The following is a 22,093-nucleotide window of genomic DNA, read 5'->3' as shown; positions in this document are numbered from 1 at the left end:
AAAAGACTCAACGAAAAAGTTGAGCCGCTTTTTTTACTTCTCGCCAGTGAACCATTTTTTCTTCAATTTCTCAAGCTCTCCGTTATCTTCCATTTCCTTGAGCGCTTTATTGAATTTGTCTGTCAGTTCACTGTCCTTTCTGAAAGCAATTGCTGAACCGGCTTCTTCCGCTTTCGCATCAGGAATCACAAAGCCTTGCAGGTCATCATTTGATTTGAAATACCCTTCTGCAACAATGTCTTCAATAATCGCGGCATCGAAGCGGTCAGATTTGATTTCCTGCACCAAATCAGAAATTCTGTTGCGGTCTTCTGTTTTAAAACCATATTCCGGAGAAAGCTCTTTCCCCTTCTCTTCCTGAATAGAGCCAAGCTGAACGCCAACTGTTTTTCCTTTCAGGTCTTTCAAAGATTGAATGCCGCTGTCTTTTTTGCTGACAATCATATGGTTCGCTGTATAATACACATCTGAAAAATCAACTTGTTTTTTACGCTCAGGCGTTGGTGTCATTCCTGACAGAACGAGATCCACCTGTTTTGATTTAAGCGCTGTAATTAAGCTGTTGAAGTCCATATCCTGCACTTCAATTTCATAGCCTGCCTTCTTCGCCAGAGATTTTGCCAACTCTACATCAAAGCCGACAATATTATCGCCTTCTTTATATTCAAACGGTTTGTAATCCGCGGAAGTACCCATAATTAATTTTTTCTTGCCGCCTTCTGATCCTGAATTGCTTGAGCCGCAAGCAGATAATGCAAAGGTAATGCAGGCAGCTACAAGTAATAAGAGCCATTTTTTCATGATCCATTTCCCCCGTATTCATTACTTTTGGTGTATTTGAATATTTATTCGTTAATTTGTATTTTAAACAGTTTCTTATTTTTATGCAATACTATTTTTAAAAATTATCTTCAAGCTTATCTTTCCAGTGATCTCTTTTTGATATTACTAGATAAAAATAAAATCACTGTACAATCCGATTGAATAATCTTTTAATATTTATTCATATACCCTTGGAAATTTATGCACAAAAAAACCCGGGCCGCTTGGGCATCCGGGTTGTTCGTCTTATACTTCTTCACAATATTCTTCAAAGGCTTCCTGCAGCTTTGCCACTACGGCCATCGGCTCGTGGCCTTCAATTTCATGGCGCTCTACCATTTTCATGATCTTTCCGTCTTTCAAAATCGCAAAGGACGGAGAAGATGGCGGATAACCTTCAAAATAGTCACGCGCACGCGCTGTCGCTTCTTTATCCTGTCCGGCAAAAACGGTGACGAGCTGATCAGGTCTTTTATCATAGTGAACGGAATGGTAGGCTGCCGGTCTTGCAATTCCTCCGGCGCATCCGCAAACAGAGTTTACCATGACGAGCGTCGTTCCTTTTTTCGTAAGTGCCTCATCCACCTCTTCGGCTGTTTTAAGCTCGGTGTATCCGGCAGCTGTTATTTCTTGTCTCGCTTGGCGGACAATATCATTCATAAATAAATTAAAGTCCATGTTCAATGAAGACCTCTCCTTTTTCATCATCTGTTCTTATGATAGCAAGGAAACGTCCATATCGGCAAATGACTTTGCTTCGCCGTGCACTTTTTTTGCTCTTCGTTTACTGCTTACAGAAAAAGGGGATTATATAACCAGAAGTAAAATAAAGGAGCAGTTGTATATGAGCCACCGGAAAGCGTTACTGATTCATAACGGAAATGCCGGCAACAAAAATATAGAAAAAGCACTTGGTGCTGTGGTGCCGGTTTTATCTCACCATTTAGATGAGGTGATTATTAAGCAGACAAAGAAAAAGGATGATGCGTATCATTTTTGCCAATCCATTGATGATTCTGTCGACACCGTCTTCATTCTCGGCGGCGACGGCACGATCCATCAATGCATAAATGCTATCAGCGCTCTAGAAAGAAAACCCGCTGTCGGAATTTTGCCCGGCGGCACATGCAATGACTTTTCAAGAGTGCTTGGCATCCCTCAAAATCTTGCAAAGGCCGCGGAAGCACTTATGTCAGGAAAAAAAACCAGCGTAGACGTATGTCAGATGAATGACCGTTATTTTTTGAATTTCTGGGGGATCGGCTTAATTGCAGAAACGTCGAATCAAATCAACGAAACGGAAAAAGCATTATTGGGAAAAATCAGCTATTTTACAAGTGCATTGCGAACCGTCTCATCCGCTGCATCGTTTCCGATGACATTAAAAATTGATGGAGAAGAAATTAAAGAAGAAGCCGTTATGCTGCTTGTGATGAATGGCCAATACATTGGAACGAATCGAATTCCTCTGCCCGATGCCAGTATTGAAGACGGCTTACTTGATGTTCTCATATGCCGCAACACCAACCTCACCGCGCTGCGGGAGCTGATGAGCATGGAACAGGGCTCAATTGATCGTTTTACCGGAGAGCTGTCCTATGTCCAGGCCTCCCGTATCGAGATTGAAACAGACACTGCCAAAAAGGCGGATATGGATGGAGAAGTTTATACACATACACCCGCAGTCATTCAGGTCCTGCCGCAGCATATCGACATGCTTGTTCCCGCAAATGAATAACTGTCATAAGGCTTTAGAAAGATTTTGCAAATCCGTTGACTCTCCCCTAGGAGGAGGTCTTACAGTATAAGGGATACACACTTGAAAAAGGGGAAGTCATATGGAGAAGAAAAATATTACCTTAACTATATTATTAACCAATTTATTTATTGCTTTTTTGGGGATAGGGCTTGTGATTCCAGTAACGCCGACCATTATGAATGAATTGCATTTATCGGGGACCGCGGTCGGCTATATGGTTGCCTGCTTCGCTATTACACAGCTCATTGTCTCACCAATAGCCGGACGATGGGTTGATCGCTTCGGGCGCAAGATCATGATCGTGATCGGCCTGTTGTTCTTTAGTGTGTCGGAGTTTTTATTCGGCATTGGAAAAACAGTTGAGATGTTATTTATCTCCCGTATGCTTGGCGGTATCAGCGCAGCCTTCATTATGCCCGGGGTCACGGCTTTTATCGCAGATATCACGACCATTAAAACACGTCCAAAAGCGCTCGGTTATATGTCAGCCGCCATTTCAACAGGATTTATTATCGGCCCCGGCATCGGGGGATTTTTAGCAGAAGTCCATTCCCGGCTGCCTTTTTTCTTTGCGGCAGCTTTTGCACTGATAGCAGCCATTTTATCAATCCTCACGCTGCGCGAGCCGGGACGAAACCCTGAAAACCAGGAAATAAAAGGGCAGAAGACAGGCTTTAAACGGATTTTTGCCCCCATGTATTTCATAGCTTTTCTCATTATCTTGATTTCGTCTTTTGGTTTAGCATCATTTGAATCTTTATTTGCATTATTCGTGGATCATAAATTCGGTTTTACGGCCAGCGACATTGCCATTATGATTACAGGAGGAGCGATTGTTGGCGCCATTACGCAAGTCGTCTTATTCGACCGCTTCACAAGATGGTTTGGCGAAATCCATTTAATTCGGTACAGCTTAATTCTCTCGACGAGTCTGGTATTCTTGCTGACAACGGTACATTCATATGTTGCGATTCTGCTGGTTACAGTCACCGTATTTGTCGGATTTGATCTCATGCGGCCTGCGGTAACGACTTACCTGTCAAAGATTGCGGGAAATGAACAAGGGTTTGCCGGCGGTATGAATTCAATGTTTACAAGTATCGGCAATGTATTCGGGCCTATTATCGGCGGAATGCTGTTCGATATTGATGTAAACTATCCCTTCTACTTTGCAACGGTCACCTTAGCCATAGGGATTGCACTGACCATTGCTTGGAAAGCGCCTGCACATCTTAAAGCCAGCACGTGATAAGAAGCGCATTCTTTGTGTACTGCAAAGAACGCGCTTCTTCTTTATACTGAGGATAGAAGGAGTGATGGCATGAAGGAATCGTATTACTCAATTGGGGAAGTTTCAAAACTGGCAAACGTGTCGATTAAAGCGCTCCGTTATTACGATAAAATTGATTTATTTAAACCAGCCTACGTCGACCCGGATACCAGCTACCGCTATTATACAGATTCTCAGCTCATTCATCTGGATTTGATCAAATCATTGAAATATATCGGCACACCTTTAGAGGAAATGAAAAAAGCACAGGACTTAGAGATGGAAGAACTGTTTGCTTTTTATACCGAGCAGGAAAGGCAAATCAGGGAGAAATTAGACTTTTTATCAGCACTGGAGCAAACCATTTCATTGGTGAAAAAGAGGATGAAACGGCAGATGGAATATCCCGCGCTCGGTGAGGTGTTTGTTTTAGATGAAGAAGAAACACGGATTATTCGGACAGAGGCAGAAGGAATCGGGCCTGAAAACGTGCTCAACGCCTCCTACAGCAAATTAAAAAAATTTATCGAGTCAGCAGATGGATTTACGAACAATAGCTACGGCGCTACTTTCTCTTTTCAGCCCTACACCAGCATTGATGAAATGACTTACCGTCATATTTTCACGCCTGTATTGACGAATAAACAGATTTCATCAATTACGCCGGATATGGAAATCACAACAATCCCTAAAGGGAGGTATGCGTGTATCGCGTATAATTTTTCGCCTGAACATTATTTTCTCAACTTACAGAAGCTTATCAAATATATCGCGGACTGCCAATTAACAGTAGTCAGTGATGTTTACGAGTTAATCATACCGATTCATTACTCCCCGAAAAAACAAGAAGAATATCGTGTCGAAATGAAAATACGAATCGCTGAATAATAGTAAAAGAGCATTTTTTGAAACAAAACTTCAAAAAATGCTCTTTTTGCTTATTTAGTAAACAGATGTCTTCTCGTCAATCGATTCTAAAATTTGTTTCACACGTCCCAGGAATCGTCCGCACACGAGACCGTCAAGCACTCTGTGATCTAAGGACAGACACAGATTAACCATGTCTCTGACAGCAATCATGCCATTCTCCATGACAACCGGGCGTTTGACGATGGATTCTACTTGAAGAATCGCAGCATGAGGGTAGTTGATAATGCCCATTGACTGAACAGAGCCGAACGAACCTGTGTTGTTGACGGTAAACGTGCCTCCCTGCATGTCATCTGCAGTGAGTTTTCCGTCTCTTACTTTTTTGGCAAGACCGGTAATTTCTTTCGCAATGCCTTTAATTGTTTTTTCATCAGCGTTTTTAATCACCGGAACAAATAAAGAATCCTCTGTGGCAACTGCAATTGAAATATTGATATCCTTTTTCTGAATAATTTTGTCCCCCGCCCACATGCTATTCATTTGCGGGAATTCTTTTAACGCCTGAGCGACCGCTTTTACAAAAAAGGCGAAGAACGTTAAATTAAAGCCTTCTGTCTTCTTAAAGGAATCTTTTATACTATTGCGATATGCAACCATATTTGTGACGTCGACTTCCATCATCGTCCAAGCATGCGGAATTTCTGTTTTGCTGCGTTTCATATTGGAAGCAATTGCTTTTCTTACACCTGTGACAGGGATTTCTTTATCACCGGCTGCAGACGCAGGATATGACGTCTCTTCTTTTGGCTCAGGTTTTGATGCAGACTTCGGTGCAGGAGCTGCTGTTTTCGGCTCCTCAGGATTCTGTTCTTGCACGCCGCCTGTTTCAATTAAGCGCTGAATGTCTTTTCGTGTGATGCGCCCGCCGGCACCTGTTCCTGTTACTTGTTCAAGATCAATGCCATGCTCTCCGGCCAAACGGAGTACAGCTGGCGAGTAGCGCTTTTTATTGGGCTGATCAGCTGCTTCGGCACTTTTTGCAGCAGGCGTCTCAGCTGCTTTTGAAGCAGCTGGCTGTTCTTGTTTTTGTTCAGCCGGATTCGCGCCTTCTGTTTCAATTTTGCAAATCACTTCTCCGACTTGCAGGGTTTGGCCTTCTTCTCCCACAAGCTCTGTTATCGTACCAGTAAAAGAAGACGGAACCTCTGCATTTACCTTATCTGTCATGACTTCCGCGATTGGATCGTATTTGTTCACTTTATCACCGGGGGCGACAAGCCATTTGCTGATCGTCCCCTCTGTTACGCTTTCTCCAAGCTGCGGCATCGTCATTTGTTCAATTGCCATGATTGTATCCTCCCTTACGTCTTTAAAACTCCGCTAATTCTCTCATCGCCGCTTCCACTTTATCAGGGTTGACCATAAAGTATTTTTCCATTGTCGGCGCATAAGGCATAGCCGGAATATCAGGACCTGCAAGCCGTTTGATCGGCGCGTCTAAGTCGAACAGACAATGCTCGGATATAATTGCGGCTACTTCGCTCATGATGCTGCCTTCTTTTGTATCTTCTGTAACCAAAAGAACCTTTCCAGTTTTGGACGCAGCTTCGATGATGGCTTCTTTATCAAGCGGGTAAACTGTTCTTAAATCCACCACATGCGCTGAAATGCCATCTTTTTCGAGACGTTCTGCAGCTTGTAAGGCGAAGTGGACACACAGGCCGTATGTGATCACTGTGATGTCGTCGCCTTCCCGTTTTACGTCAGCCTTGCCGATTGGCAGGACATAATCATCAGCCGGAACCTCTCCCTTTATCAGACGGTACGCCCGCTTGTGCTCAAAAAACAGCACTGGGTCTTCGTCACGAACTGCGGCTTTTAATAGACCCTTGGCGTCATATGGTGTTGATGGCATGACAATTTTCAGTCCGGGCTGGTTGGCGAAAATTGCTTCGACTGATTGAGAATGATACAGGGCTCCGTGCACGCCTCCGCCGTATGGCGCTCTGACGACAATCGGACAGCTCCAGTCATTGTTGCTGCGGTAGCGGATTTTAGCCGCCTCAGAAATAATTTGGTTGACTGCCGGCATAATGAAATCAGCAAACTGCATTTCAGCAATCGGTCTCATTCCGTACATTGCCGCTCCGATACCGACTCCTGCGATCGCAGATTCAGCAAGCGGCGTATCCATAACGCGCTCTTCCCCAAATTGTTCATAGAGTCCGGCTGTTGCTTTAAACACACCGCCTTTTCTTCCTACATCTTCCCCAAGGACGAAAACGCGAGAATCTCGTTCCATTTCTTCTTTCATCGCCAAATTGATTGCATCAATATATGACATTACTGACATTTGTTCTTCCTCCCTACTTCGCATACACATAATCAAGCGCTGACTCAGGAGCTGCATATGGGGCGTTCTCCGCTTCATCCGTCGCTTCATTTACGATTGCCATAATTTCATCCAGCATGGTTTGTTCTATCTCATCGGACAGCAGGCCTGTTTCCTTTAAGTAAGCTTGATAAGTAAGCAAGGGATCACTTTTTTTCGCTTCCTCTACTTCTTCACGGCCTCTGTAGCTGCTGTCATCGTCATCACTGGAATGTGGTGTAAGGCGGTAAGAAATCGTTTCAATTAATGTCGGGCCTTCTCCTCTGCGTGCCCTTTCGCGTGCTTCTTTGACCGCTTGATAAACTTCCAGCGGATCATTTCCATTCACAGTTACGCCAGGCATCCCATAGCCTATGGCACGGTCGGAAATGTTCTCACATGCGACTTGCTTATCGTAAGGCACTGAGATTGCGTATTTGTTGTTTTCACACATGAAAATAACCGGCAGCTTATGGACAGCGGCAAAGTTTGCCCCTTCGTGGAAATCGCCTTGGTTTGAAGACCCTTCCCCAAATGTAACAAAGGCTGCGATATCCTTTTTCTCCATACGTCCCGCAAGCGCAATACCGACTGCGTGCGGCACTTGCGTTGTAACCGGAGATGATCCCGTCACAATGCGGTTTTTCTTTTGTCCGAAATGTCCCGGCATCTGGCGGCCTCCTGAGTTCGGATCTGCTGCTTTTGCAAACCCGGACATCATTAAGTCCTTTGCTGTCATGCCAAACGCGAGCACGACACCCATGTCTCTGTAGTACGGCAATACATAATCCATTTCACGGTCAAGTGCGAAAGCCGCTCCCACCTGTGCTGCTTCCTGCCCTTGACAAGAGATTACAAATGGAATTTTGCCAGAACGGTTTAACAGCCACATTCTTTCATCGATTTTTCTTGCTAACAGCATGGTTCTATACATATCAACGGCTTCCTGATCAGTCAGCCCTAGTGCTTGATGTCGGTTTGTACTCATTCAAGCCCCTCCTTTATGCTTTTAAAAATGAATGGCTTTGCCATCTGCGGCAAGCGCTGCTTCTCCAATTGCTTCAGAAAGCGTTGGATGCGGGTGAATCGTTTGCCCGACCTCCCACGGCGTTGCGTCCAGCACTTTGGCAAGACCCGCTTCAGAAATCATGTCGGTGACATGCGGGCCGATCATATGAACGCCGAGAATATCATCTGTATCTCGGTCCGCCACGATTTTGACAAAACCGTCGCTTTCACCGTATACAAGCGCTTTTCCAATCGCCATAAATGGGAACTTGCCGATTTTGACATTATGCCCGTTCGCCTTTGCTTCGTCTTCGGTTAAGCCGACACTGGCAGCTTCAGGGCTTGAGTAAATGCACTTCGGCACAAGCGTCGGATCAAGCGGATGCGGATTGAGACCTGCAAAATGCTCAACAGCAATAATTCCCTCATGTGAAGCAACGTGAGCTAACTGCAGGCCACCGATTACGTCTCCGATTGCATAAATATGAGATTCCTTCGTTTGGCAGCTTTCATTGACTGAAATCATGCCATTTTCAGTAACAATATCGGTGTTCTCTAGGCCGATGCCTTCGATATTTGCCTGTCTGCCGATGGAAACAAGCATTTTCTCAGCAGAGTAGGTAACGGTTTCTCCGTCTTTTTCCGCTTGTATGCTGATATCGTCTGATGTTTTTGTCATTGTGTCAGGCAGCACTTTTGCCCCTGTTATGAACTGGATGCCTTTTTTCTTAAGAAGACTTTCCATTTCTTTTGAAATCTCTAGATCTTCAGTCGGCAATATGCGATCCGCGTATTCAATAACCGTTACCTTCACACCAAAATCATGAAGCATAGACGCCCATTCGATACCGATAACACCTCCGCCGACGATGATGATTGATTGTGGCAGCTCCTCCATTTGGAGCGCCTCATCTGAAGTCAGTACAGACTTACCGTCCGCTTCAAGACCCGGAAGCATTCTCGGTCTTGATCCTGTTGCAATGATCACTTGTTTCGGGATCAGCATGTCATTTTCTTCGCCATTTCCCCGCTCAACAGAAATTGTTCCCGGCAGCGGAGAGAAGATTGACGGTCCAAGGATACGTCCATATCCGGTGTATACGTCAATTTTTCCTTTTTTCATTAAATGATTTACACCCGCTGCAAGCTTATCAACAACGGCTTGCTTACGCTGCTGCACTTTTTCAAAGTTGAGGGACACGCCAGCCGTTTCCACCCCGAATTGATCGGCTTCACGAGCTGTCCGGTATACCTCTGCGCTTCTAAGCAGCGCTTTACTCGGGATACAGCCTTTATGCAGACATGTTCCCCCGAGTTTTTCCTTTTCCACAACGGCTGTTTTTAAGCCGAGCTGAGCGGCTCTGATGGCCGCAACATAACCGCCGGTACCGCCGCCCAGAATGACTACGTCATACTCAGTTGCCATGGTGACTCACTCCTGTCTGTCTATTCAATACGATATTGTTTGGATTGCTCTTCGCCCTGCAATACTCTGAGCGCCCCTTGGGCAAGAGACTGCAGTTCATTTTCACCCGGATAGACTAAAACGTCTGAAATCCAATCTATGTATGATCTGATAGCAGAAACAAAGCTTTTGCCGTACGCAAGGCCTCCCGTCAGCACAATCGCTTCAACTTCGCCTTTTAACGCCGCGCTGGCTGCCCCGATTTCCTTTGCTACCTGATATGCCATGGCATCATAAATGAAGCGGGCTTTTCCATCGCCCCCTTGAATCATCTGTTCCACTTTTACTGCATCATTTGTACCGAGATAGCCTAAAAGTCCGCCGGTGCCAACAAGCTTTTTCATGATTTCTTCTTTTGTATATTCCCCTGAAAAACATAGATCAACAAGATCTCCCGCAGGCACTGTTCCTGCTCGTTCAGGACTGAATGGTCCCTCGCCGTGTAGGCCGTTATTGACATCTACCACTCGCCCGCGGTCATGGACGCCAATTGTAATACCTCCGCCCATATGGGTAATAATCATTTTCATGTTCTCATATCGTTTGCCAAGGGAGGCTGCCGCTTTACGAGCGACAGCTTTTTGGTTTAACGCATGGAAAATGCTTTTCCGTTCAATTTCAGGCATGCCTGAAACTTTCGCAAGCACTGACATTTCGTCTACGACAACAGGGTCGACGATATACGAAGGGATATTCAGGCCGTCAGCGATTTCCCTCGCGATAATGCCGCCGAGATTAGAAGCATGCTGACCGGCGTAACCGCTTTTCAAGTCCTCAATCATTTCATCATTCACTACGTAGGTCCCGCCTTCAATTGGCCGAAGAAGGCCGCCTCTTGCGCAGACTGCATCAAACTTTGAGATATTGATTCCCTGTTCATGAAGCGTTTCGAGAATATGGTTTTTACGAAATTCATACTGATCAATAATTCGGTCAAATCGCTGCAGCTCTTCTATGTTGTGTCTCAATGTTTTTTCAAAAATGCTTCTTTCGTTATGAAAAACACCGATTTTCGTTGAAGTTGAGCCTGGATTAATTGTGAGAATGCGTTTTTCGTCATGTAGCACTTTCATAACCTCCAGATCAATTTCTTAACGTCTGCTTAATACACTGTGGCCGTTTTGCAAAAACTGGCTTCTTGAGCGGCGCATGCGTTCAATCCGTTCCTCTGCTAAGCGGTCAGCCGCTAAATATGCAGGAATGCCGTCACGCTGAGAAATTTCAAGTACACGCTCGATATTGCCGTAAATGCCTTCGACTTTTTTCAATGCACGTTCTGCATTATAGCCGTAAAGCTCATCTGCCACGTTGATAACACCGCCCGCGTTAATCACGTAATCCGGTGCATAAACGATGCCCATTTCGTGAATTTGATCACCATGGCGGGTTTCTTTTAATTGGTTGTTAGCCGCACCTGCGATCACTTTCGCCTTCAGCTGTTTAATGGTGTCGTCGTTAATAGTCGCACCAAGGGCACACGGCGCATAAATATCGCAGTCTTGTGAATAAATGTCATCAGGATCTACAGCACGGGCGCCAAAATCTTCAACTGCACGCTGTACAGATTGTTTGTTGATATCCGTAACGATTAAGTTTGCTCCTTCTTCATGCAGGTGGCGGCAAAGGTTATAGGCTACGTTCCCAACACCCTGTACAGCAATGGTTTTTCCTTCAAGAGAGTCGGTTCCGAAAGCAGCTTTAGCTGCTGCCTTCATTCCTCTATACACCCCGTACGCTGTGACTGGAGAAGGATTTCCAGAAGAGCCGAAAGCAGGAGAAATGCCTGTGACATAGTCTGTCTCATCATGAATGATATCCATATCCTCGACCGTTGTACCCACATCTTCAGCCGTGATGTATCTGCCGTTCAGCCCTTGAATATAGCGGCCAAACGCGCGGAACATTTCTTCATTTTTGTCTTTGCGCGGATCGCCGATAATGACTGTTTTTCCGCCGCCAAGGTTTAAGCCTGCCGCCGCGTTCTTATAGGTCATGCCTCTAGCCAATCTGAGCGCATCTTCAATTGCCGCTTCTTCATTTTCATATGTCCACATTCTCGTTCCGCCAAGCGCCGGACCAAGCGTTGTATCATGAATCGCGATAATCGCTTTTAATCCAGATTGTTCATCCTGGCAGAATACCAATTGTTCGTAATCGTATTTCTCCATATATTTAAAAAGTTCCATGTTCGTTCCTCCTAATGTGTGTATTCTTCAGATGCGCATATTGCCAGCGCAATGGAATACAGTTTATTTTCAGCAGAGTCCGCTCTGCTTGTTAAAGCAATCGGTGCTTTTGCTCCTGTAATGACAGCCGCCACGCTGGCCTTGGCAAAATAAATCAGTGATTTATATAAAATATTGCCGGCCTCAATTGTTGGGACGAGAAGGATATCTGCGTTGCCCGCTACGTCTCCCGAAATTTTTTTCTGGGCCGCGGCAATTTGTGAAACTGCGTTATCCAAAGCAAGCGGTCCATCAACAATGCAGCCTTTGATCTGGCCCCTTTTGTACATTTGAGCTAGAGCAGCTGCATTCACGGTCGCTTCCATTTTTGGGTTCACCGTTTCAACCGCTGCCAGAGCAGCTGCTTTTGGCATATTGTTCCCTACTGCATGGGCCACATGAACTGCATTTTGCAAAATCTGCCGAAGCTCTTCCAGCGAAGGGGCAATATTCATTGCCGAATCTGTTACAAACATCATTCTGTCAAAATCCGGTATATCAAACACAGCCACGTGGGAAAGGACACTTGATGACCGAAGCCCCTCCTGTCTGTTCAATACCGCTTTAAGCAAAACAGAAGTCGGCACATTCCCTTTCATTAAAACGTCCGCTGTTTTATGATGTACAGCACGAACCGCTAATTTCGCCGACTCCTCAGGTGTATCGGCATGGACGATTTCCACTTGATGCCCTTGCATGGATGATGTCAGCTCGTTCAGTTTTTTGCTGTCGCCCGTTAACAAGAAACGGGCGGATAGGTGCTCGGCAGCCAGCTTTACAGCCCGGATCACTTCCTCATCCTCAGCATGAGCAACCGCAATAGTCTTGTTTTTGTGCATCGACGCTTTGCCGATTAAATCTTTCAGCTTCATCTGCTACCACCTTTCTTGTTTCGACTCCGCCTTTTATTATGCAAGTTCCGTGCCAGCTCTTAAGGGTGCTGTCACACCAGATATATTGAAACATTCGTGCAGATGTTTGCGTTTATTCTGCAAATTATTGCATGCCTTCATTTGCAAGGCCATATTTATCCATTTTGTAATATAAATTCCGAATGCTGACACCGAGGGCTTTCGCTGTTTTTGTCCGGTTAAAATGATGCTTTTCGAGCGTTTGCTGGATCAAATGCGCTTCAAATTTTTCTACTGCGACAGACAGCTTTTCCCCTTCAATATCCGGAAAATCAAAACCTGTCCCCTGATCTGTGTCATTTTCTTTTTGCTCAAGTTCAAATATAGGCAAATGATCTTTTTCAATCCATTCCATATGCGGATTGAGAAAAATCATGGCTCGTCCAAGGACATTTTCAAGCTCGCGGACATTCCCAGGCCAATGGTAAGCAGATAAGGCGCGCAAGGCTTGCTGCGAGAGCCCTTTTACATTCCTGCCGTAATCCCGGTTGATCTTTTGGATAAGTCTGACGCTTAGTGCTTCAATGTCCTCCAACCGCTGACGCAAAGGCGGAATGGAGATGGGATAGCGGTTGATCCGGTAATACAGGTCTTCGCGAAACTTTCCATCCGCCATCGCCTTTTCAATATTTACATTTGTTGCCGCGATCACTCTGACGTTGACAGGGATCGCTTTCGTGCCGCCCACTCTGACGATTTCCTTTTCTTGAAGGACGCGTAGCAATTTGGCCTGCATATTTTGTGTCAGTTCACCGATTTCATCTAAGAAAATACTGCCGTTATTTGCTTCCTCAAATAAACCCTTTTTACCGCCGCGCTTCGCTCCTGAAAACGCACCATCCTCATAGCCGAACAATTCTGATTCGAGCAGGTTTTCAGAAAGGGCTGCACAATTCACGCGAATAAATTTATTGTATTTCCGGTCGCTTTCGTTATGGATGGCATGGGCGAACAGTTCTTTTCCTGTTCCTGATTCCCCGCGCAGCAAGATGGTTGCCGGTGTTTTCGCACCGAGCTTCGCCTGCTCAAGCGCAACCAGCATTTGCTCGCTTTTGCCGATAATGTCGTCAAACGTGTATTTCGCTTCAAGCGTGCGAATAATTTGTCTGGCGCGATTAAGCTCCGCTGTCAGCATTTTAATTTCGGAAACATCGTGAATCACGCCGACGCTGCCTTTCAAAATCCCGTCCACAATCACTGGTGCTACATTAACGATGACCTCTTTTTCATTCGGGCCGACCTTCATTCTGACACCGCGGACAGGACGTCTTGTTTCAAGCACCTTTAAATGCATGCTTTCGCCTTCGGAAATATCAGTGTTTGCAGGCTTGCCGATGACTTCTTTTTCAGAAAGCCCCGTCATTTTCGTATACGCTTTATTGATTAGCAGGCCGATGCCGTTTTCATCAACGACAGAAATCGCCTCATCGGAGGATTGAATAATTGCCTCCAGCATCGTACGGACCTGCTTTAAGTTGGTCACTTCCTCTGCCAGCTCGACCGCATCAGTGATATCTTTAAACACACAAAGAGCCCCGAGCAGACGTCCGCCTTCATCAATAATCGGCAGTCTTGTGGTCACAATTTGCAAATGATCGCCTAACAGCTGCTTCTGGTTGTATTCAGGCACTCTTGTTTTTAAAATCCGCGGCATCTTAGTGCTCGGAATCACTTCTTTTATTGGGCGCCCAATGACTTCCTCACGTTTTTTCCCGACCATTTTTTCGGCCATATGGTTAAAGAGAATGATTTCTTCATTGATATCAATAAAAATCATTCCATCATGGGTGGAATTAAAAATTCTGTCATATTTATAGGTTTGCTCTTTTAGCATTTGAATCAGGTGCTGCTTTTCTTCCATCAGCTGAAAAACGATGTATGCCATTTTTCCCGGCATGACAATGGTATCTTTATGCTTTTTTTGAAGGAGCTCGTCAAACACGGCTTGATCGCCGGTGGTATGAATGACGATATCCGGTTTTTGTTGTATGTAAGGTTTCCAATCAGATGAAACGGCAATCCCATACTGTTCTGCTTCTTTCAATCCCGGCGCCTCGGGGTCTTTGTCAACTACGGCAATGATATCTATGATGGCTGTTTTAATCAGAATATGTAATAACGCCGTTCCCCTTTTGCCGGCACCTACTATCAGTACCTTTTGCATCCCGATACCCCTTTGTATGAAAAAATTTGCACACCTATTTATTCCGTTGCAATAATTTGCACAACCCTATGTTACCACGTTTTCTTCTCTTGACAAAATATTTTTTCCGCTGGACAATAAAGGAAATGAAAAGATAAAGGGGTTTTCTGAAGATGAGCCGACTTCTTGCGCTTTTAATATTAGTCATCCCCGGGGCTATTTCTGCTTTAGGCATTAAACTGATGAGAGATACACTTTTCGGCCATACAATCAAGCCATTTTCAGCTCTTTGGCTCCAAGGGTTGTCAGGATTCATCTTTTTTGCGATCGGCCTCTATGTGCTGGCCGGGTTCATTTTATACAGAGACAGAAAACGCAATCAAGTCAGCCCGCGATTCAGAAAACGATAGCTGAAAAAAAGCCGGAGAATGCTCCGGCTTTTTTGTTGCACTATTCGTCAGGCAAAACGGTCTTGGCAATCGTTTTGTCTAACGCTTCATAATCATAATAAGAAATCGTATCGTACAGTTCTTTTCGTGTCTGCATATCTTGAAGTCCTTCTTTTTGTGACCCGTGCTCCTTCATCAAACCAAACATCCGCTCACAAGCTTTTGCCGCCGCCCGAAGCGAGGTGACAGGATATATCACCATGTGAAACCCCATATCTTCGAATTCATCGGCACGATAATACGGCGTTTTCCCAAATTCAGTCATATTCGCAAGGAGCGGAACGGGGATACGCTCAGCAAACTGGCGGAATTCATTCTCCGCCTGTAGCGCTTCCGGGAAAATTGCGTCCGCTCCCGCCTCAATGTAAGCCTCTGAACGTTTTATTGCGGCATCAAGCCCTTCCTGCGCCCTGGCATCAGTACGGGCAACAACAATAAGGGAGGGTGCCGTTTGTTTAATGGCTTTTATTTTTTGCGCCATTTCCTTTATCGGAACTAGCTGTTTGCCATTTAAATGTCCGCATTTTTTTGGGAGCTGCTGGTCTTCTATTTGAACGGCTGCTACCCTGGCTTCAAGCATCTCCCGGGCTGTTCGGGCGGCATTTAAGACACCGCCAAATCCCGTATCGATATCCACAAGCAGAGGCAGATCAGCTGCACGCACAAGATCTTTGGCCCGTTCAGCTATCTCTGCCGATGTGATGATCCCTAAATCAGGCAGCCCCCTGCTGGCTGTATAGGCAGCACCGGACAAATAAATAGCAGAAAAACCGGCTTCTTTCGCAAGCAAAGCGGCCATCCCGTCATGGGCGCCGGGAATTTGAAGAATGTCCGGTGCTGACATCAGCTTGCGGAAACGCCCGGCAAGCTCCTCTTGTGACGATTGCTTATTGACGATCCACGACATGAAACAAATCCCCCTTTTACATGCAGAACATGTCTACGAATTCATTTACGCGCATCGTTTGTAATGTCTCATAGCTGGTACAGCGCTCATAAATGTGTTTGTGCTGTTTATCAGGAAAATGGGTTTTGAGATTGTCAGAAAACTTTTCCAGCAGTTTCGGCACTGCTTCCTCTCTTCGAAAACGATGGCCGAGGGGAAACTCACATTCCACCATTTCCGTGCTCGTTCCGTCTTTAAAATGAACCTGAACGGCATTTGAGATGGAACGTTTATCAGGTTTCAAATAATCCTCGGTATATGTTTTATTTTCAGTCACTTCCATTTTATCACGAAGATTATCTATTCTCGGATCACTCGCTGTTTCAGCTTCATAATGCTGTGCGGTGATATCACCAAAAAGCAAACCGATTGCTGTAATGTATTGGAGGCAGTGATCACGGTCTGCCGGATTGTGGAGCGGGCCTTTTTTATCAATGATTCGGATAGCGGATTCATGCGTTCTGATGACAACTCGGTCAATCTCGTCAATCCGGTTCTTTACCTGCGGGTGAAGAATGACGGCGCACTCCGCCGCTGTCTGGGCGTGAAATTCCGCAGGATAAGACACTTTAAATAACACATTTTCCATGACATAAGCGTCGAGCGGTCGGGCAAGCTTGATCTCTTTCTTATTGAATAAAACGTCTTGGAACCCCCAACCCGGTGCACTCAGGGCTGTCGGATAACCCATTTCCCCTTTTAACGACATCAGCGCCAAATGAACACCTCTGCTCGTTGCATCTCCTGCCGCCCATGATTTACGCGAGCCTGTATTCGGTGAATGGCGGTATGTCCTCAATGCTGCATTGTCAATCCATGCATTCGAAAGCGCATTTTTGATTTCTTCTCTTCCGCCGCCCAAAAGCTTTGCCGCAACAGCGGTTGTCGCAACTTTGACAAACAGCACATGGTCAAGGCCAACTCGATTTAAGCTGTTTTCTAACGCCACCACACCTTGAATCTCGTGCGCTTTGATCATCATCTCAAGTACGTCGCGTACCGTTAACGGCTCTTTTCCTTCAGACAGCCTCACTCTTGATACATAATCAGCAGCGGCAAGGATTCCTCCCAAGTTATCGGATGGATGCCCCCACTCCGCCGCCAGCCACGTATCGTTGTAATCGAGCCAGCGAATCATGCAGCCGATATTAAACGCTGCCCTCACAGGATCGAGAACATATGACGTTCCCGGCACTTTGCTTCCATTCGGCACAGTCGTTCCTGGAACAATCGGGCCAAGCAGCTTTGTGCATTCCGGATACCGTAGCGCCAAGATCCCGCAGCCCAGGGTATCCAGTAATACATGCCCCGCTGTTGTATACGCTTCGGCACTTGTAATCTCTTTTTCAAGCACATAGTCTGTGATTTCTTCGATAACACGATCCGTTTTCGGCATTCTACCAGCTCCTTTCATGATTTTGTTTGATATCGCGGGCCCATGTAACTGACACGGGGACGGAAGAGCCGATTATTGGCATGCTGTTCGATCACATGAGCGCATAAACCGGACGTTCTCGCGCTGAAAAAGACCGGCGTATATAAAGGAATCGGTATGCCGAGCATCCAATACACTGGGGCAGCATAGTAATCCAAATTCGGGTAAAGCCCTTTTTCCTTCTCCATCAGCCGCTCACCCGCTTCGCACATCTCATATAAACGATGGTCACCGGCTTTATCGCATAATTGCTGCAGCGCCTCTTTCATCATGAGTGCTCTCGGGTCCATTTTTTTCATATACACCCGGTGGCCGAAGCCCATGATTTTTTCTTTTCTTTTCAGTTTTGTTTGCAGAAGCTGCTCAAAATCAGATGTCGTTTTTGCCTCCAAAAGCAAATACATCACAGCTTCGTTTGCTCCTCCGTGAAGATTCCCTTTCAGGGAAGCGACAGCCCCAGTCAAAGCCCCATAAAGATCTGAATGTGTAGATGCAATGACCCTGGCCGCAAAGGTTGAATTCGGCATCTCATGCTCACTGTACAGGACGAGCGACCGGTCAAAAATCTGTTCTTCCAATGAAGACGGCAGTTTCCCTGTCATCATGTATAGAAAATTCGCACTGTAGGATAGGGTTTGAAGCGGAAGAATCGGCTCTTTCTTATTAATGATCCTGTAGCTGGCAGCAGTGAGGGCAGGCATTTTCCCAAGAAGCTGATAGGCGCGTTCTTTGTTTGCGGAAGGAGACCGATCATCAATTTGCCGATCATAGCCAGCAAGTGCCGACAGGCCGGTACGCAGACTATCCATTGGATGAGTGTCCTCAGGGAGCAGCTCAAGCAGACGGAGATGATCAGCAGGCAGGCTTGAGGCACTGTTTATTTTATGTTCCAGCGTCTCCATTTCACTTTCTTCTGGCAGCCTGCCCTCCAGCAATAAATGGACAAGCTCCAGGTAGCTTTTTGTTTCAGAAAGTTCTATTAAATCATAGCCTCGTATCAAAATCTGGCTGGACTGGGTGTCAAGATAAGAAATATGAGTTTCTGCCGCAATCACACCGTCCAACCCTGGAGAATATTGCTGTTTCTTCTCCATATCCTCAACCTCCGTTTTTGCGTTTTTTGTCTATCAGGTTCCGCCAAGCAAATACTTGGAAATAATCAGTCTTTGAATCTCATTCGTCCCTTCATAGATTTGCGTCACCTTTGCATCGCGAAGCAAGCGCTCAACCGGATAATCCTTCATATAGCCATATCCCCCATAAATTTGAACGGCGTCTAACGCCGCCTTCACGGCTGCATCGGAAGCAAATTGTTTAGCCATAGACGCTTCTTTTCCACAATTTAGGCCACGGTTATGGAGGTCTGCAGCGTGGTAGACAAGATGTCTTGCCGCCTCAGCCCTAGTCGCCATATCAGCCAGCTTAAATGAAATGGCTTGATTGGCTGCGATCGGTCTTCCAAATTGCACTCGCTGCTTCGCATAATTAACGGCATGCTCAAGAGCCGCCTCTGCAATTCCGAGCGCCTGTGCCGCAATGCCGATCCGGCCGACATTTAAATTCGCCATAGCAATGTGAAAGCCATCCCCCTCTTTGCCAAGCAAATTGGCTTCAGGCACTTCTGCATTATCAAAAATCAGTTCCGTAGTATTGGAACCATAAAGCCCCAGCTTTCTTTCTTTTTTTCCAACGGTAAAACCGGGTGTGTTTTTTTCAACAATAAAAGCCGAAATCCCGTGCCTGCCTTGATCTGGAGCTGTTAAAGCAAATGTGATATAGATATCAGCTGCTCCGCCATTCGTTATGAATATTTTCGATCCGTTTAATAGATATTTGCCGTTCTTTTTGATTGCTGTTGTGCGAAGGCTCCCGGCATCCGACCCCGAGTGAGGCTCCGTTAGTGCAAATGCGCCCAAATGGTCTCCTGACGCGAGCTTTGGTATATATTTCATCTTCTGTTCTTCGTTTCCGAAATACAGAATCGGATTTGTGCCGACTGAGGTATGAACGGAGAGAATCACGCCGACAGCCGCGCTGATTCTAGAAATCTCATGAATCGCCAAAATATAAGAAACAACGTCCGCCCCGGCACCGCCGTATTGTTCCGGCACCGGTATTCCCATCAGGCCGTGTTCGCCCATTTTTTTGATCAGCTGAAAGGGAAATTCGTCCGTTTTCTCCATGATTTCCGCAGCAGGAGCAATTTCTTTTCGTGCAAAATCACGCACCATTTTTCGCATCATGACTTGCTCTTGGGTTACATGCAACTCGGCCACCCCCGGATGGAATAGACTTCAGGAAGTTCTCTCCTCATAGTCATAAAAACCGCGTCCGCTCTTTTTGCCAAGCCAGCCTGCTTTGACATACTTGCGGAGCAGCGGGCAAGGACGGTATTTGGAATCGCCAAGGCCTGAGTGAAGAACTTCCATAATTGATAAACACGTATCCAGTCCGATAAAATCCGCTAATGCAAGCGGCCCCATCGGATGATTCATGCCCAGCTTCATCACTTCGTCTATCGCCTCCGGCTTCGCCACTCCCTCATACACGCAATAGATGGCTTCATTAATCATTGGAAGAAGCACACGGTTGGAAACAAACCCAGGAAAATCATTGACTTCTACCGCTGTTTTCCCCATCTTTTCCGCTAATGCCATAACATCTAAGGCCGTTTCTTCTGATGTAGCCAAGCCGCGAATCACTTCAACCAGCTTCATTACAGGGACGGGATTCATAAAATGCATGCCAATAACCCGTTGAGGACGGTTTGTTACAGCAGCGATTTCTGTAATAGGCAAGGAAGATGTATTGCTGGCCAAAATCGTATGAGGCGGGCACATGCGATCAAGTGTTTTAAACATCTCAGTTTTTGCCGCCATGTTTTCTGCGATAGCCTCAATCACAATGTCCGCATGCTCTGCCTCCTCAAGCGTTTGAGAAATCGAAATGCGGCTGATTACGCTCTTCACTTCCGTCTCGGTCCTTTTTCCTTTCTCAGCATCACGGGCCAGCTGTTTCTTCAGCCGTTTCAATCCTGCCTCCGCAGCCTCTTTATTCACATCGTACATCCGTACATAAAAGCCCGCGTCGGCAGCTGTTTGAGCAATTCCGCTTCCCATCTGACCTGCGCCAGCTACCATGATTTGTTTGATTTCCATTCAAATCCCCTTTTTCATCATGTTTTAATGAACCTGCACTAAGACGGCGTCTCCCTGTGCTGCCCCGCTGCAAATAGCGGCAACGCCCAGACCCCCTCCCCGTCGCTTTAATTCATAAACAAGCGTCATGAGAATTCTTGCCCCGCTCGCGCCGATCGGGTGGCCGAGCGCGATCGCACCGCCATTTACATTTACTTTTTCAAGATCGAAACCTACGATTTTTTCACATGTCAAAACAACTGAAGCAAAAGCTTCATTTACTTCAAACAAGTCAATATCTTGGACAGTTAAACCGTTCTTTTTCAGGAGCTTGTTAATTGCAAACCCCGGCGCTGCCGCCAGCTCGTGCGCTGGCATTCCCACAGTTGAAAAACCAAGAATTGTAGCCAGAGGCCGTTTGTCAAGCTCAGCAGCTTTTTCCTCAGACATCAGCACAAACGCGCCGGCTCCGTCATTGACCCCAGGAGCATTGCCGGCTGTGATAGAACCGTCACTTGCATAAATCGGAGCAAGTTTCGCGAGCTGATCCAGACTTGTGTCACGGCGAATCGCTTCATCTTTATGAACAACGTTTGGTTTTCCTTTTCGACCGATCCAGTTGACGGGAACAATTTCATCCTGAAACTTCCCTTCATCGGCTGCCTTAGCTGCCCTTGCGTGACTTCTCAACGCCCATTCGTCCTGCTCTCTTCGTGAGATTGCATAATCCTTGGCCGCTGTATTTCCGTGAATAGCCATGTGCACCTCGTCAAACGCGCACGTTAATCCGTCATACACCATTAAGTCCCTAAGCTCGCCGTCCCCCATCCGTGCTCCCCAGCGCCCGGCGGGAACGGCATACGGGATATTGCTCATGCTTTCCATTCCCCCGGCAACAAGTATGTCCGCATCCTGCGCCCGAATCATTTGATCACATAAAGTGACAGCGCGAAGGCCGGAAGCGCAGACTTTATTCAGTGTTTCTGACGGCACACTCCAAGGCATTCCCGCCAGACGGGCAGCTTGACGGGAAGGTATCTGCCCTGAGCCGGCCTGGACAACCATGCCCATAACGTTTCCTTCTACATCATCTCCAGAGACTCCAGCCCGTTGCAGCGCCTCCTTCATCACAATGCCCCCAAGCTCAGCAGCTTTCACCTCTTTCAATACTCCGCCGAATTTGCCAAATGGCGTTCTTGCAGCACTTACAATGACTGTTTTCCTCATGGTTTCACCTCATTCAGAAGATAGACAGCGCTTACAATTTCTAGTTGTCTTCTAT

The 22,093-nt window shown here is 46.2% G+C and carries 20 protein-coding genes; 4 read left to right on the top strand and 16 right to left on the bottom strand.

Annotated features, from left to right (window positions below; genetic code table 11):
* Positions 1-33: 33 nt before the first annotated feature.
* Entirely contained in the window at positions 34-801 is a 768-nt protein-coding gene (gene artP, locus ACQVGT_RS08885; RefSeq protein WP_015384047.1) for an arginine ABC transporter substrate-binding protein ArtP, read from the bottom strand.
* Positions 802-1,068: 267 nt separating this feature from the next.
* Complete coding sequence (gene brxB / locus ACQVGT_RS08880; protein WP_003226477.1) at positions 1,069-1,506, bottom strand: bacilliredoxin BrxB; 438 nt, start codon at positions 1,504-1,506, stop codon at positions 1,069-1,071.
* Between the two features lie 160 nt (positions 1,507-1,666).
* Here brxB and ACQVGT_RS08875 point away from each other — a divergent pair, with 160 nt between their 5' ends.
* From ACQVGT_RS08875 to bmrR, 3 genes are all read left to right on the top strand, one after another.
* Entirely contained in the window at positions 1,667-2,560 is an 894-nt protein-coding gene (locus tag ACQVGT_RS08875; protein ID WP_015483414.1) for a diacylglycerol kinase family lipid kinase, read from the top strand.
* Positions 2,561-2,660: 100 nt separating this feature from the next.
* Entirely contained in the window at positions 2,661-3,830 is a 1,170-nt protein-coding gene (bmr, locus tag ACQVGT_RS08870; protein WP_015384049.1) for a multidrug efflux MFS transporter Bmr, read from the top strand.
* 72 nt (positions 3,831-3,902) lie between these two features.
* Positions 3,903-4,739 carry a multidrug efflux transcriptional regulator BmrR gene (bmrR, locus tag ACQVGT_RS08865; RefSeq protein ID WP_015384050.1) on the top strand — a complete coding sequence of 279 codons (837 nt, stop codon included), beginning with the start codon at positions 3,903-3,905 and terminating at the stop codon, positions 4,737-4,739.
* 54 nt (positions 4,740-4,793) lie between these two features.
* On the opposite strand, the gene bfmBB is transcribed toward bmrR, so the two are convergent.
* From bfmBB to ACQVGT_RS08825, 8 genes are all read right to left on the bottom strand, one after another.
* Positions 4,794-6,068: a branched-chain alpha-keto dehydrogenase complex dihydrolipoyllysine-residue (2-methylpropanoyl)transferase gene (bfmBB, locus tag ACQVGT_RS08860; RefSeq protein ID WP_015384051.1), complete on the bottom strand. Its 1,275-nt coding sequence runs from the start codon at positions 6,066-6,068 to the stop codon at positions 4,794-4,796.
* A 22-nt stretch (positions 6,069-6,090) separates the two neighbouring features.
* Entirely contained in the window at positions 6,091-7,074 is a 984-nt protein-coding gene (bfmBAB, locus tag ACQVGT_RS08855; protein WP_004398638.1) for a 3-methyl-2-oxobutanoate dehydrogenase subunit beta, read from the bottom strand.
* Between the two features lie 13 nt (positions 7,075-7,087).
* Positions 7,088-8,080: a 3-methyl-2-oxobutanoate dehydrogenase subunit alpha gene (gene bfmBAA, locus ACQVGT_RS08850; protein WP_004398565.1), complete on the bottom strand. Its 993-nt coding sequence runs from the start codon at positions 8,078-8,080 to the stop codon at positions 7,088-7,090.
* A gap of 21 nt (positions 8,081-8,101) precedes the next feature.
* Positions 8,102-9,526, bottom strand: a complete 1,425-nt coding sequence (gene lpdA / locus ACQVGT_RS08845; protein WP_015384052.1) for a dihydrolipoyl dehydrogenase — start codon at positions 9,524-9,526, stop codon at positions 8,102-8,104.
* Between the two features lie 20 nt (positions 9,527-9,546).
* Entirely contained in the window at positions 9,547-10,638 is a 1,092-nt protein-coding gene (buk, locus tag ACQVGT_RS08840) for a butyrate kinase (protein WP_015384053.1), read from the bottom strand.
* A gap of 18 nt (positions 10,639-10,656) precedes the next feature.
* On the bottom strand, positions 10,657-11,751 hold the full coding sequence (bcd, locus tag ACQVGT_RS08835) for a branched-chain amino acid dehydrogenase (RefSeq protein ID WP_003230309.1): 1,095 nt from the start codon (positions 11,749-11,751) through the stop codon (positions 10,657-10,659).
* Positions 11,752-11,762: 11 nt separating this feature from the next.
* Complete coding sequence (yqiS, locus tag ACQVGT_RS08830; RefSeq protein ID WP_015384054.1) at positions 11,763-12,662, bottom strand: phosphate butyryltransferase; 900 nt, start codon at positions 12,660-12,662, stop codon at positions 11,763-11,765.
* A gap of 124 nt (positions 12,663-12,786) precedes the next feature.
* Positions 12,787-14,865 (bottom strand): sigma-54 interaction domain-containing protein, encoded by a 2,079-nt coding sequence (locus ACQVGT_RS08825; protein ID WP_046340248.1) that lies wholly within the window; start codon positions 14,863-14,865, stop codon positions 12,787-12,789.
* Positions 14,866-15,017: 152 nt separating this feature from the next.
* On the opposite strand from ACQVGT_RS08825, the gene ACQVGT_RS08820 reads away from it, so the two are divergent.
* The gene (locus ACQVGT_RS08820; RefSeq protein ID WP_003230304.1) at positions 15,018-15,254 is read left to right on the top strand and encodes a DUF2627 domain-containing protein; all 237 of its coding nucleotides are present in this window, start codon (positions 15,018-15,020) and stop codon (positions 15,252-15,254) included.
* A gap of 40 nt (positions 15,255-15,294) precedes the next feature.
* On the opposite strand, the gene prpB is transcribed toward ACQVGT_RS08820, so the two are convergent.
* Genes prpB through ACQVGT_RS08790 form a run of 6 tightly spaced genes read right to left on the bottom strand, consistent with a single transcriptional unit; the run spans position 15,295 to position 22,038 of the window.
* Positions 15,295-16,200, bottom strand: coding sequence for a methylisocitrate lyase (gene prpB, locus ACQVGT_RS08815; protein WP_015384056.1), 906 nt, complete (start codon positions 16,198-16,200; stop codon positions 15,295-15,297).
* A 16-nt stretch (positions 16,201-16,216) separates the two neighbouring features.
* Positions 16,217-17,635, bottom strand: a complete 1,419-nt coding sequence (locus ACQVGT_RS08810) for a bifunctional 2-methylcitrate dehydratase/aconitate hydratase (protein WP_015384057.1) — start codon at positions 17,633-17,635, stop codon at positions 16,217-16,219.
* 14 nt (positions 17,636-17,649) lie between these two features.
* Positions 17,650-18,768: a citrate synthase gene (gene mmgD / locus ACQVGT_RS08805; RefSeq protein WP_015384058.1), complete on the bottom strand. Its 1,119-nt coding sequence runs from the start codon at positions 18,766-18,768 to the stop codon at positions 17,650-17,652.
* Between the two features lie 33 nt (positions 18,769-18,801).
* Entirely contained in the window at positions 18,802-19,941 is a 1,140-nt protein-coding gene (locus ACQVGT_RS08800; protein WP_015483419.1) for an acyl-CoA dehydrogenase, read from the bottom strand.
* 27 nt (positions 19,942-19,968) lie between these two features.
* A complete protein-coding gene (locus ACQVGT_RS08795) occupies positions 19,969-20,832 on the bottom strand; it encodes a 3-hydroxybutyryl-CoA dehydrogenase (protein WP_015384060.1) in 864 nt (287 codons plus the stop codon).
* A gap of 24 nt (positions 20,833-20,856) precedes the next feature.
* A complete protein-coding gene (locus ACQVGT_RS08790; protein ID WP_015384061.1) occupies positions 20,857-22,038 on the bottom strand; it encodes an acetyl-CoA C-acetyltransferase in 1,182 nt (393 codons plus the stop codon).
* Positions 22,039-22,093: the final 55 nt, after the last annotated feature.

It is taken from the genome of Bacillus sp. SCT118 (assembly GCF_058566435.1).
Note: the sequence above shows the minus strand (reverse complement) of the source record. Positions and strands in the feature narration are given on the sequence as shown.